The sequence below is a fragment of the Clostridium tanneri genome (assembly GCF_033659955.1).
Taxonomy (GTDB): Bacteria; Bacillota; Clostridia; order Clostridiales; family Clostridiaceae; genus Clostridium_AM; species Clostridium_AM tanneri.
On sequence record NZ_JARUJP010000009.1, the window covers coordinates 23255 to 35449 of the forward strand.

Consider the following 12195-nt stretch of genomic DNA (forward strand, 5'->3'; position numbering starts at 1 on the left):
AAAGCAAAACTTGCTTATAACATCTATAAAACTTTAGCTAAAAAGTCTTTAGTTCTTGGATGATTAGGATTTGTGAATATATTCTCTGGAATATCCTCTTCAACCACTACGCCTCCATCCATGAATAAGACTCTGTCTCCCACTTCTCTAGCAAATCCCATTTCGTGAGTAACTACTACCATAGTCATTCCTTCAGAGGCAAGCTCCTTCATAACATCAAGAACTTCCCCTACCATTTCAGGGTCAAGTGCTGAAGTCGGCTCGTCGAATAACATTACATCTGGCGCCATAGCAAGGGCTCTTGCTATAGCTATTCTTTGTTTTTGTCCTCCAGATAGCTGTCCTGGATAATTATTTGCTTTATCATCAAGTCCTATTCTTTTTAGTAAATCAAAGGCTATCTTATTAGCTTCTTCAGCGGTCATCCCTTTAAGTTTTCTAGGCCCTATAGTTATGTTATCTAATACTGATAGATGTGGAAACAAATTAAACTGTTGAAACACCATTCCCATCTTTTGTCTCAACTTATTTATATCAGTTTTCTTATCAGTTATTGAAATTCCTTCAAATACAATTTCTCCATCTGTTGGCTCTTCAAGTAAGTTTAAACATCTTAAAAATGTACTTTTACCTGATCCACTAGGACCTATAACTACAACTACTTCACCTTTTTCTATTTGTACATCTACTCCCTTTAAAACATGTAATTTATCAAACTTTTTATGCAAACTATTTACTTTAATCACTTGTCTTCAATCTCCTTTCAAAGGCACCTACTACTTTTGATAAACTAAAGGTTAATATGAAATACATGATAGCAGCAACTATTAAAGGTTCAAATGGTTTGAAAGTGTTACCTCTAACTGTATCTGCATTGTACATAAGTTCATGTATACCTATTATTGAAGCTATAGAAGATTCTTTTATAACTACTATAAATTCATTACCTAAGGCTGGCAAAATATTTTTAACTGCCTGCGGTATAATTATATATCTCATTGCCATTCCTGATTTCATTCCAAGAGATCTTGCTGCTTCCATTTGACCCTTATCCACCGCTTGAATACCAGCACGTATTATTTCTGCTATATATGCAGCACTATTTACTGACAACGCTATAATACCTGCAGCAAAGTCTGGAAGTGCAATGCCTAAATGGGGCAATCCATAAAATACTATATATAACTGAACAAGTAGAGGAGTTCCTCTAATAAATTCTACGTAAGATGCTGCTATTACATTTAATATTTTTTTATTTGATAATCTCATTAGTGAGAGAAGTAATCCAAGCATAAATCCAAAAAGTACTGTAAAAAATGCTAAGACTATTGTAAACTTTACTCCGTTTATAAAAAATGAATAATACTCAGATAAAAAACTGAAATCCAAAATTTTGTCCTCCCTATCTTTTATTGTTATTAAATTTGCCTAGTATGGCATAGTACTACATATTTTACTGTAGAAAGAAAAAGTTAGGCCCCCGATTATGCCTAACATTTTCTTTATTGCTAATTAAGGTTAACTCTCTCCTTTTTATACTAGGAGATGATAAAGGTACTAGAACTATTCCTTGAAAATTATTCTACTAAGTTGTTTGCGTCTGTTACAAACTTATCTACGCTCTTTTCAGCCTTTAATCTATCTAAAGTCTTATTAACCTCTTTTACTAAATCTGAACTTCCCTTTTTAAAAGCCGCTGCAGAACCAGCTTCCTCAGTTTGAAGCTTTATATCAGATATAACTAAGTCTTTATTAGCATTTACATTTGATGTAGCTACTGGTAATTCAACTATTACTGCATCAACTCTATTGCTTTTTAATGCTAACATTAAGTCTGATATTTTACCTAATGCTACTGGCTGTGCTCCTGAAACTTGCTTTTGAGCTATTTGCTCTTGAATAGCACCCTTTTGAACTCCAATTTTCTTGCCTTTTAAATCATCTGTTGATTTAATCTTGTCTTTATCAGAAGCTCTTACAACTATAGTTTGAACTGCTTGATAATATACATTAGAGAAATCAACATTTTTTTCTCTTTCTGGAGTTGGAGTCATACCAGCTACAACTATATCAACATTTCCTTGATCTAAAGCTGCAAGTAGTCCATCAAATTTCATATCTTTTACTTCTAGCTTTACACCTAGATCCTTTGCTATTTCCTTTGCTACTTCAATATCAAAGCCAACTATCTCGTCTTTTCCATTTATTGATTTATGGAATTCATATGGAGGGTAGTCAGCACTTGTACCTAGTACAAGCTTTCCATTCTTCTTAATTCTCTCCATAGATGCTGATTGGGATTTGTCTCCACTACCGCTTGTAGAAGTACTTTGGCTTCCACAAGCAGCAAAAGTAACCATCGATCCTACTACTAGTGACATTGCAATAAATTTCTTTAAACTCTTCTTTAACATTTTATTTTCCCCCTGCCTAGTTACAATAATAATATCTCTATGAATAATTATATAACGGTTTATATAATTATTCAATAGTTTTTATGCATTTTTATGTATTATTATGTTGATTGTCATTAATTAGCTTTGTACATGCCATTATTAACTAAAGGAAGGTTCATAAAATAAAACTCTTACTATAGGAGGGCTTATTTTTGCACTGTTATCAGTCTGTATCTCTAGCTACTATACACTCTTTCTTTGTAAACATTCTCATAACTATATCTTAAATAACACTTAAATCTTTCTTTAATATATAAAAAAGTTATGCATAAATATTTGATTTATACATAACTTTCTGTCAATTTTTTAATCCTTCTTTAAAATCTTTTCTATGATTGTTTCTTCTACTAATTCACTCTTGCTAAAACCTTTATTAAAGTATCTTATTTGCTTGAAATTTACCCCATTCATTTGAAAATCTAATATATCAATTCTATCTCCTTTATAGATAACGGGATCTTTTTCTCCTTTTAAAAATATATGTACTTCCATATTATTAGCTTCATACTCCTCTCTCTTGAACATTGACTTTTATTATACCATATTTAAAAAATGACAAGGGAGATAACTTTTTGATAAGCTATCTCCCTTGCCTTTTAGCAAAGTTGTGACAAGAAACATAACTTCCAACTGCACCTTGCAGAGCAACATTATGTTCTTCTCATAACTTTCTGTTATTATTATTTACTTAAATCAATAATTTATTCAACTAAATAGAAAGTTTTTAACTTACTTTAATGTTATACTTAGTATTTCTTTCACTAAAGCACCTCTACAACATTAAATCCTTCTTCTTTGGCTTTTTCTATTAACTCATGACAATCTAGATGCATACAAAAAACTTTACTTCTATATTCTTTAGAAATAAGACTACATATCCTATTCAATGATAAATGAGTGTTACCTGGATAATCAGCTAAGCAAGTATCAACATAAAATTGGTCATAGTAGCAGCTTTCTAATTTTTCAATTAGCTCTGTCCTTAAATTATTAGTATCTCCTGCATAAAAAACTTTTTTATTATCCTTAAATTCTATATGATAACCAAAAGAATCTATCTCGGAAGCATGTTCCATTTTAAAAGGTTTCAACTGTAGAATATCCAAGCTTTCCAATCCTTCTGTTTCTTCAGCCTTCCTAATATTATATAGAAAATTAGCTGCTCCTTGTAGTTGAAGCATTTTTACAAGTTCATATTCTTTCTCATATATAAGGTTAACTTTAATTTTCTTTATATAGTAACAATAAAATATCAACGTTCCTAAACTTCCTACATGATCTGGATGCAAATGAGTTATAAGAACATACATATTTTTAATATTTTCCATTAAGCCCTTTTCCATTATTCTAGTAAATATATTTTCACCACAGTCTAATAACAGCATATTTTTTTCTTGTTTTATGTATGAACTTGTATTACCTTCCTGAGTATTAAAGGCACTTCCCCTACCTATAAAGTTTAATATCTGCATATCTTACTCCTTTATTTACATATTTGATAATATTATATCCAACTTTCATTTAAAATTCATCGCTTTTTTATAAGAATAGTTCTTTTACATTTCATTAAACATCCATATATAAAAATTTAAAACACCAGCAAAAGACACCCAAAGAACATATGGTACTAATAGATAGGCAGAAATCTTATCGATCTTATGGAATTGAAATATAGTTAATAAAATGAATATAACCATAAGTAATATATCTACGAAAGCAAGTCCATAAAGCTTAAATCTAAAGAAAATAATTGACCAAATAAGATTTAATGCTAATTGAATAAAGTAATATTTTTTAGCTTTTCCTATATTACTGCCTGACTTTCCTTTAAGAATTACACGATAAAATGCGATAGCCATTAGCAAATATAATATGCCCCATACTATAGGAAAAACCCATCCAGGTGGAGAAAAGGTGGGCTTTATAAGATTTTTATATGTACTCATATTAGTCATACTTAAAAATCCAGAAATAAAACCTAGCCCTTCAATTATAATTATTATCAGCAAAAGAAGTCCTAGTGATTTTTTGCCTTCAACTTTAAAAACATTAAACATATATATACGCCCTTTCATAATAATATTATTAATATTATATTTATGTTAAGCATGGATTTATGTATTTTTTAATAGTTTACTTTTTGTTTGGTTTCCATAATATTTAATATGGTTACTAAGAAAGGCTTATTCTATTGCTTTAAACAATTATGATAAATATTTTTCCCATCCCTTGGTTTTTTACTTTTTTGTAAGTTATTTCTTCCATGGTTGGCTCCTACAATTTGCTGTCACTCATTATTTTAATGATAAAAAACAAAGCCACAGTGTATATAATATACTTTGTAGCTTTGTTTTTTTATTAATTGTATAAATTTTTATCTGCTAAATTCTGTACCTATTCACCGAGCTAACCTACCTTTATTTTATCCGATGACTACCCGCTCTAGTACTCCCTCGCAGGGTGTGAAAGTGACTCACACAAAATCAAAGATTTTGGTTCGCTACTTTTCTCCAAGAGTACGTTGCGAGCGGCTATGTCCCTGGATTCGTACGACTAAGAATCAGATGGGGTTGAAACCCCATCTGATTCAAGTCTTAACTTCATATATCTAATTTGCTAATTAATTTTTCTAGATATACTGACTTCATTTGTTTGCTTGCCATTGCCTGTTTCATTGGAGGAAGTTTCAGTATAACAGACAATATTGCTGCCATGGCTCTATGGCTGCCAAAGGCTTGATTATCAAATATAAGATTCTGCAATTGGCCTTTTTCTATGGCCATTAAAACTGACCTGTGGACTGAATTTACTGGTGTTATTACTCTTTTATCTCTGCTTTTTAACTGAATACTTTTTTTAGCACAGGACCTTACGCAAACACCACAGCCTAAACATATATCTTCCTTTATTTTAGCCTTTTTCCCTATGTTATTGCCCTTCTCTAAGTTAACCATCTCAATAGCTTCTATGGGGCATACCTTTGCACATTTACCACAACCTACACAGGTGTTCACATCAACTTGAGGAATAAAGTTAGTAGTATGTACTGGCTGCAGCATACCAAACCTACGAGCTGCAACCATAGCTTCACAGCAGCAACCGCAGCAATTACATATAAAAGTTACATTTTGCCTTACATTTTCTCCACATTGAACTAAATTGTTCTCATAGGCTTGATGTAATAGTTCTAAACCTTCTGAAACATCTACTTTTCTAGCATACTGGTGTTTTATTAGCGAGGCTGCAACATTGTTGAAGGTCATGCATATATCTAGTGGAGCACTGCATCCTCTATCTAAGTGATGCATTTTATGTCGACAGTAACACATGCTAATTCCTATATTAGAAGAGGTTTTAATTACCTCACTAGCTCTCTCATAATCAAGTACATGTACTGCATTTTCATTTGAAAGTACACTTTCCTGCACAAATATCCTGCCAAGTCTTGTTTCTGTACTTAGAAATAGCTCTTTCACAAAGTCTTCTTCAACATTTAAGTATTGATAAAATAACTTACTAAGAAGTTTTTGATCAATATCTCCCCTAGTTCTCATTAAGGAAAATTCAAAAAAACCTGCCATAGGTGGAGGCAACATATATTCCTGCACTCCGTTATGGTCTGTATCTAGTAATATAGCTCTGCTTGCTAGTTGATCTAATACTATACGGGCTTTTGCTTCTTCCATATTCCATATTCTACTTGCTGCTTTTGCTGTAAAGGGCTTTATTGGAAGCTGGGCAACAAGCTCAGCTTCTTTGTCGCTAAACAAAATACTGAGAATTTTATATAGCGTTTTCGAGGGAGGAGCTCCTTGTGGAAATCGGTTTAGTCTTTCCTCTAATTTTTTATAACTAGACTTAATATTGTGGTGTGACATATTTTCACCTACTCTAAATAAGATTATTTGTTATATTCATATACTAAATTACTATGCTGCTGTTTAATAATTATTGCCAATTTATAAGCAATAATTCATTAAGTAGTTCTAAACCTTTCTTTTTAACTAAAACTAACCCCTATTGTTTACTCAATAGGGGTTAGTTTTAGTTACCTTAAAGACCATACTAAGAATACAGATATTAAATTTTAAATTTTTTTGTCACTAAAAATCTTTTCTAAGGAGTTTCCGCAGCATAAACTAAAGTTTTCGTTATTTCTGCTCTATCCTCTTCATTTATCAAAACAACTAAATAGTCTCCAGCATAAATAATCGTGTCTCCCTTTGGAATAATCTCTTTTTCTCCCCTTTTAATAGCTACTAATAAGCATTGCTTTGGCCAATTAAACTGCTTAATTTCTTTCCCTTCTAAGGAACAGCCGTGATGTACTGGGATCTCAATTATATTTTTAGCCTTAGAATCTTTTACTATATTATGATGATTGTTATTATTTAAAATTCTCTCCAATAATGACTCATAAACTGGCTTAGATTTTAATAAATCGGCAACAATATAAGCGATAATAGCAACAGTGCTTAAAGAAAGTAAATGAGTGAAGGACCCTGTCATTTCAGTAATTAAGATACTCCCTGTAATTGGGGCTCTAACAATAGCAGTAAAATAACCTGCCATTCCTAATATGATAAAATTATTTATATAATTAGAATCAAAACCGAAGGCATAAATAAGAATTTTTACATATACAATACCTATTAATGCTCCAATTACTAGCAAAGGAAAAAATATTCCTCCTGGAGCACCAGAGCCAAAGCTAATCATAGAAAAAGCAAACTTTATTATCAATAAGACAATTAGAAATTTTAACATAAAGCTCTTCTCAATTAAAGATATAACTAATTCATGCCCTCCTCCTAATATCTCTGGTAAAGTTAAACCTAAAACTCCTGCTAGCATAAAGGGAATAATTGTTCTAAACTGAATAGGTAACCACTTTTGCTTGGAATATAGCTTTTGAGTCTTTAATAAAATACTATTATAAAATGCCCCTAAAAAGCCAAGAATTATTCCTAATATAATTATATATCCGTAATAATTTAAAGGAAGTGCTGATAAATTATTAAATTGAAAGACTGGTTTTAGTCCAAAAAACTCTTTAGAAATAAAATCTGCTGTTATTGAAGCAGAGGCTGCAGAAATTAATACTAATGGAGAAAAGTTTTTATGAATCTCTTCTAATGCAAAAATTACTCCTGCCAGGGGAGCATTGAAAGCTGCGGCCAATCCTGCACTTGCACCACTTGTCATCAAATACTTTTCTTCAATTTTTATCCTTTTAAAAATTTTACTAAATCCTTGTCCAACAGAAGCTCCTAACTGTATAGAGGGACCCTCTCTTCCTAAGGATAGACCAGCTCCAATAGAAATAACTCCTCCTATGAACTTTCTTATAATTACCTTCCACCAATTTGCAGTAAGTAGTCCTAATAGTATTCCTTCTACTTGAGGAATTCCACTGCCACTAATCATAGGATCTTTTTTCACCATAGCCCCCACAATGCAGGCTCCAATTATCAAACAAACAAACCATATTGGTATAAGCCATGTTTTTTCCAGCTGCATTAAATATATACTTTTGGTTATCATTTCTATCTTTTGCAATGATAATCTATAAGCAACTACCAATAATCCTGATAATGCGCCAACTATAATTCCCTCTCCTACTAGTTTAAGCCTAAAATTATGCCAGAGGTGCAGTGTATTATAGGTATTATGTCTATTTTCCATATGCATGATTTTCCACCTCAGTTATATATTGAATTTTTGACACAATAATTATTATAGCTAGATAAAATATGAATTTCAATGCCTCCACTAGCCACTCTTTTGGGATTAGAGTTGTAAATACCTCTTATAGTTTTCCATAATGCTTTTACTTAGCTTTATGCTCTTTATTCATTATAAAATTATAAACATTTGTAAACAAAATAATATAATAAAATAACATAGTAAGTGTAAGTAATAATTTTTAGGTGAGTTTATGTTGTGCAAAATAATTTTAATTCTTTTAGCTGTCTTCTCCTTTTTTGCTAAGAATAAAAATATGTCTATAGCAGCTATCATTATTTTAATTTTAACCTTTAGTAATAATGAAAAGCCTTTGCTGTTTATAGAAAAATATTTTTTAGATGTAGGTATGATATTTTTAATGATGTGGATGCTTGTTCCAATAGTAAAGTCAGGAGACTCCATTGTTACCAACATAAAAAATCTTTTAAACATTAACGGTATGGTATCTCTTTTATCTGGAATATTTGTAGCAGTATTAGCTGCTAAAGGTATTGGATTTTTGAAAGGCAGCATTGACGTTATGTCTGGTGTTATAATAGGGTCTATTGTAGGAATAGCTCTTTTAGGTGGTGCACCAGTAGGACCGTTGATAGCCTCAGGTATTGCTTATGAGGTTGTAAAGATTATAAATTTGATATTTAAAAATTCATAATTTAAATAAAAAAACTGATGACTAAAAGTCATCAGTTTTTTTTGGAGCGGGTGAAGGGAATCGAACCCTCGTAACTAGCTTGGAAGGCTAGCACTCTACCATTGAGTTACACCCGCATGCTTATATTAGTTGCTATTAATTATACATTTATAATACACTATTCAAATTAGCTTGTCAACATTTTTGTTGTCTATAATAATTTTTTGCCCTGGAAATCTTGACGTTATAATTTATTAATAATCAACAGATAGAAATTTCCTATTATAAATTTAGAGATAGTAATACATAATAAAAATAACAATCTTTGTAACTAAATTATAAGTAGAAGGTGAATATACTATGATTGCATATAAGATAAATGTAGCGGATAAAAATGCAGAGGATAATATTGCTAAGATGCTTATAAAAGATGAATTGATACAGGAGAATACATTAATTCTATGCTTAGGCACAGGCTTCTCTGTTGCAGATTTATTAGGACCTCTTACAGGAACTCTAATTAATAAAAATAAAAAATCTCTTAATATTAACCTATGTGGAACCTTAAACTCTCCTATTCATACTTTAAATATTGAAAGCAACTTAGAAAATTTCAAAAAAGATAAGCTGCATATTCTAACAATTGACTCGGTACTATCCTTTAAGCAAGACGTAGGATACTTATATTTAAGAGATCATCCTATTACATATGGTAAGTCTTCTAAAACTAATTTACCTTTAAAAATCGGAAACACAAGCATTAATTGTATAGTAGCAGACAAACTGGAGTATACACTTCTAGAAAAACCTGTTATTAAGCTAAAGGAAGTATATACCTTTGCAAAGGTTATATCTAATTCCATAATTAAAGCTAAAAGAGAACTACATAATAAAAAACGTCTTCGCCTTTATCTTTACCGATAAACCTGATTTTACAATGTTAACTTATAAGCCATGTAACTAAATACATGGCTTATAAGTTAACATATTAAATGCTTTTTATAATGGTTTCCAGTTTTCATCCTTTACAGAATTTTTATTAGGTTTTCTTACATACTTTAATACCTTTTTATCACTTGCACCAAATTCTATAAAGTTTTTCTGCGCCTGTCTTAATGAAACTCCATTTGCACCTTTATCATAGTCGGGATTTTCAAATTGAAGTTTATCATCCTCCCAGAAACAAATAGTACATATGTCATAGGTACCTGGCGGTTCTTCGCTTAAAGTTTTATATCCACAGCAAGGACAAGTATATCTAATCATCTTTTACCCTCCAATTTTCTTTTTTCAGTCTAATTACAATGAAGTGTTTTTAATAATAATCACACTATATTTATTCGGTAATGACTATAAAAACTCAACTGAAAAGTTTTGAGAGAGGTTGTATAATGAACCAATTCTGTGAAAATTATCACCAAATACTGCAATCTGAATATTATATACTTATAAAGTTCATAAGTATATGATTGTTTATAATCTATTCCTAGGTTCTAAATAGTTTATTATAGAGAAAGGAGGTAGTAAAACAGTGAGTTCATTGGAAATGTTGCTTTTTGAAGAAATTTTCTTAATGAACAGTGATGAGATTGATAAAAATTTTCAATACTTAGGAGAAGGCGCTGGAAGAATTATATATGCATTGGATGATGATTACGTTATTAAGATGTCAAAGTTTGCTGGCGGTGATAAACAGTGTAAAACTGAACATTATATTTATAATCATGTGCAGGATCACTTAAAAAAATATTTATGTCCAGTAGTATGGTACAAGGATGATATATTAATTATGCGAAGGGCAGTTCCTCTTGCAAAAAAAAGAGAGGAGAGAAAGCAAAATGTCTTCAATGTACTTGGAATAAGAGAAGATAATATTTTTTATAAAAATATTCAGCAATTAGTACAGTCCTTTGACCTTCTATATGGGGATGTAAAAAATTTAAGCTCTTGGGGACTAATAGATAATCAAGTAGTTCTAATTGATTATGGTTGTACTAATAAAATCTATCGTAAATATTTTACTAAAAAGTAAGATTATTAAAACTTTACAAATAAGCCTGTTATAAAACTTTAAAAACAGGCTTATTTGTACACTAAATACTATTAAATTACTTTAAGCAATTTTTCCTGGACTATGTTCTTTATCCTTTATAAGTATATGTTCGTCAATCCACTTATAAATAAACTCCAACATTTCCATTATGTATTCATTTTGACCGTAATCTATACGATTGAAATCAATATCGTCAAATTTCTTAATAAAATCATCATGCTCTACCTTGTGAGATAAGATTTTTTTATAACCGATACTAACCATATACTCTTCCTCTGTGGTAAAATGAAAAACCGTATATTCCTTCAGCTCCTCTATAATTTGAATAATTCTGTCATACTTATCAATATAAAGGTCATTATTTAAAAGCTCATAGGCATTATTAGCAATTTCAAATAGTTTCCTATGCTGTTCATCAATTTTTTCCACACCTGTTTCATACTCATTCTTCCATTTAAACATAACTTGCCTCCAAACAGAATAATATTTTTCTTATTAGCTAAAATAGCTAACTACCTAATTTACAATTATACCAGAAATTTGTGTGGAATCCAGTAGTATATTATATTTTGCCAAATCAAAAATGCTTGATTGGACTATTATGTATTACTGTTTATATTTAACATAGTGTTTTTTTCTAAGCAGCAGGAACCTTATAAAAAAACCAATGATTAACCCTAAAAAAATAAAAATCATAGGTAAAAATATAGGTCCTAACAAAACTCCAAAAGCTTTTAGAGTCTTAGAATATATCACACCTATTGTCTCTACATATGCTGCAACTGCAAAAGGCAAGTATAGCAAAGGCTCATCATACCCTCCACCATCCCTATAAGCATCCCAAATAGCAAACATATATACGCAGGGGTAGAACATAAGCCATTGATAATTTGCTTCTTTTACTGCTAATTCTGTCTTGCCGTAAAAACTTAATACAATTATTGTGTTAATATTAGCCTTTACATTTATTAGAAATTCCAAAAAAATGAGTATTGTTCCTTTAAGATATTTTTTATTAAGCAATTGCCCAAATCCTGGAATAGCAACACTCCATAAGGCTTTTTCAATACCACCTTTAATATGCATCATATACGACTCCATCCTCTTACATAATTTTTATAAAGTTTTAGTACTAATAGTATTCTCAACTCCAGCATAAGTATTAATTTAATAGTAGATAATTCAATATAAATAACCTAATAATTAATTTCAATATAAGTAAGTTATTGTATTATTTTTTTAAATTAACTACAGAAGTTCTCTTATAGTTTTCTTTAGCACTAATGTTTTATATAAAAGAAAAAGCA

The 12195-nt window shown here is 30.5% G+C and carries 14 protein-coding genes and 1 tRNA gene; 3 read left to right on the top strand and 12 right to left on the bottom strand.

Annotated elements, in window-relative coordinates; translation table 11 throughout:
- Positions 1-23 precede the first annotated feature (23 nt).
- From P8V03_RS09265 to P8V03_RS09300, 8 genes are all read right to left on the bottom strand, one after another.
- Complete coding sequence (locus tag P8V03_RS09265; protein WP_261670119.1) at positions 24-746, bottom strand: amino acid ABC transporter ATP-binding protein; 723 nt, start codon at positions 744-746, stop codon at positions 24-26.
- Positions 739-1389, bottom strand: coding sequence for an amino acid ABC transporter permease (locus P8V03_RS09270; RefSeq protein WP_261670118.1), 651 nt, complete (start codon positions 1387-1389; stop codon positions 739-741). Before P8V03_RS09270 ends, P8V03_RS09265 begins: the two co-directional genes overlap by 8 nt.
- A gap of 188 nt (positions 1390-1577) precedes the next feature.
- Entirely contained in the window at positions 1578-2414 is an 837-nt protein-coding gene (locus P8V03_RS09275) for an ABC transporter substrate-binding protein (RefSeq protein WP_261670117.1), read from the bottom strand.
- 348 nt (positions 2415-2762) lie between these two features.
- Positions 2763-2948 (bottom strand): hypothetical protein, encoded by a 186-nt coding sequence (locus tag P8V03_RS09280; RefSeq protein ID WP_261670381.1) that lies wholly within the window; start codon positions 2946-2948, stop codon positions 2763-2765.
- Positions 2949-3217: 269 nt separating this feature from the next.
- Positions 3218-3928 (bottom strand): MBL fold metallo-hydrolase, encoded by a 711-nt coding sequence (locus P8V03_RS09285; protein WP_261670116.1) that lies wholly within the window; start codon positions 3926-3928, stop codon positions 3218-3220.
- Between the two features lie 84 nt (positions 3929-4012).
- Positions 4013-4513 (bottom strand): TspO/MBR family protein, encoded by a 501-nt coding sequence (locus P8V03_RS09290; RefSeq protein WP_318797958.1) that lies wholly within the window; start codon positions 4511-4513, stop codon positions 4013-4015.
- 543 nt (positions 4514-5056) lie between these two features.
- Positions 5057-6334, bottom strand: coding sequence for a 4Fe-4S dicluster domain-containing protein (locus tag P8V03_RS09295; protein WP_318797959.1), 1278 nt, complete (start codon positions 6332-6334; stop codon positions 5057-5059).
- A gap of 238 nt (positions 6335-6572) precedes the next feature.
- A complete protein-coding gene (locus tag P8V03_RS09300; RefSeq protein WP_318797960.1) occupies positions 6573-8147 on the bottom strand; it encodes a ClC family H(+)/Cl(-) exchange transporter in 1575 nt (524 codons plus the stop codon).
- Between the two features lie 247 nt (positions 8148-8394).
- Here P8V03_RS09300 and P8V03_RS09305 point away from each other — a divergent pair, with 247 nt between their 5' ends.
- On the top strand, positions 8395-8856 hold the full coding sequence (locus P8V03_RS09305; RefSeq protein WP_261670112.1) for a DUF441 domain-containing protein: 462 nt from the start codon (positions 8395-8397) through the stop codon (positions 8854-8856).
- Positions 8857-8898: 42 nt separating this feature from the next.
- Here P8V03_RS09305 and P8V03_RS09310 read toward each other — a convergent pair.
- Positions 8899-8972: transfer RNA gene (locus P8V03_RS09310), tRNA-Gly, on the bottom strand.
- A 223-nt stretch (positions 8973-9195) separates the two neighbouring features.
- Here P8V03_RS09310 and P8V03_RS09315 point away from each other — a divergent pair.
- Positions 9196-9759, top strand: a complete 564-nt coding sequence (locus P8V03_RS09315) for a DUF1256 domain-containing protein (protein WP_318797961.1) — start codon at positions 9196-9198, stop codon at positions 9757-9759.
- Positions 9760-9834: 75 nt separating this feature from the next.
- Here P8V03_RS09315 and P8V03_RS09320 read toward each other — a convergent pair whose 3' ends face one another.
- Entirely contained in the window at positions 9835-10101 is a 267-nt protein-coding gene (locus P8V03_RS09320) for a CPCC family cysteine-rich protein (RefSeq protein WP_261670110.1), read from the bottom strand.
- A 265-nt stretch (positions 10102-10366) separates the two neighbouring features.
- On the opposite strand from P8V03_RS09320, the gene P8V03_RS09325 reads away from it, so the two are divergent.
- Positions 10367-10867, top strand: coding sequence for a hypothetical protein (locus P8V03_RS09325; protein WP_261670109.1), 501 nt, complete (start codon positions 10367-10369; stop codon positions 10865-10867).
- An 81-nt stretch (positions 10868-10948) separates the two neighbouring features.
- Here the strand turns inward: P8V03_RS09325 and P8V03_RS09330 are convergent, their stop codons facing one another.
- Positions 10949-11350 carry a bacteriohemerythrin gene (locus P8V03_RS09330; protein ID WP_318797962.1) on the bottom strand — a complete coding sequence of 134 codons (402 nt, stop codon included), beginning with the start codon at positions 11348-11350 and terminating at the stop codon, positions 10949-10951.
- Positions 11351-11494: 144 nt separating this feature from the next.
- Positions 11495-11977: a hypothetical protein gene (locus P8V03_RS09335; RefSeq protein WP_318797963.1), complete on the bottom strand. Its 483-nt coding sequence runs from the start codon at positions 11975-11977 to the stop codon at positions 11495-11497.
- Between the last annotated feature and the right edge of the window lie 218 nt (positions 11978-12195).

Bases quoted from the DNA above. Each gene is read 5' to 3' on its own strand.
- P8V03_RS09275 (WP_261670117.1), bottom strand. From the start codon at position 2,414: ATGTTAAAGAAGAGTTTAAAGAAATTTATTGCAATGTCACTAGTAGTA.
- P8V03_RS09280 (WP_261670381.1), bottom strand. From the start codon at position 2,948: ATGGAAGTACATATATTTTTAAAAGGAGAAAAAGATCCCGTTATCTAT.
- P8V03_RS09285 (WP_261670116.1), bottom strand. From the start codon at position 3,928: ATGCAGATATTAAACTTTATAGGTAGGGGAAGTGCCTTTAATACTCAG.
- P8V03_RS09290 (WP_318797958.1), bottom strand. From the start codon at position 4,513: ATGTTTAATGTTTTTAAAGTTGAAGGCAAAAAATCACTAGGACTTCTT.
- P8V03_RS09295 (WP_318797959.1), bottom strand. From the start codon at position 6,334: ATGTCACACCACAATATTAAGTCTAGTTATAAAAAATTAGAGGAAAGA.
- P8V03_RS09300 (WP_318797960.1), bottom strand. From the start codon at position 8,147: ATGCATATGGAAAATAGACATAATACCTATAATACACTGCACCTCTGG.
- P8V03_RS09305 (WP_261670112.1), top strand. From the start codon at position 8,395: ATGTTGTGCAAAATAATTTTAATTCTTTTAGCTGTCTTCTCCTTTTTT.
- P8V03_RS09315 (WP_318797961.1), top strand. From the start codon at position 9,196: ATGATTGCATATAAGATAAATGTAGCGGATAAAAATGCAGAGGATAAT.
- P8V03_RS09320 (WP_261670110.1), bottom strand. From the start codon at position 10,101: ATGATTAGATATACTTGTCCTTGCTGTGGATATAAAACTTTAAGCGAA.
- P8V03_RS09330 (WP_318797962.1), bottom strand. From the start codon at position 11,350: ATGTTTAAATGGAAGAATGAGTATGAAACAGGTGTGGAAAAAATTGAT.
- P8V03_RS09335 (WP_318797963.1), bottom strand. From the start codon at position 11,977: ATGATGCATATTAAAGGTGGTATTGAAAAAGCCTTATGGAGTGTTGCT.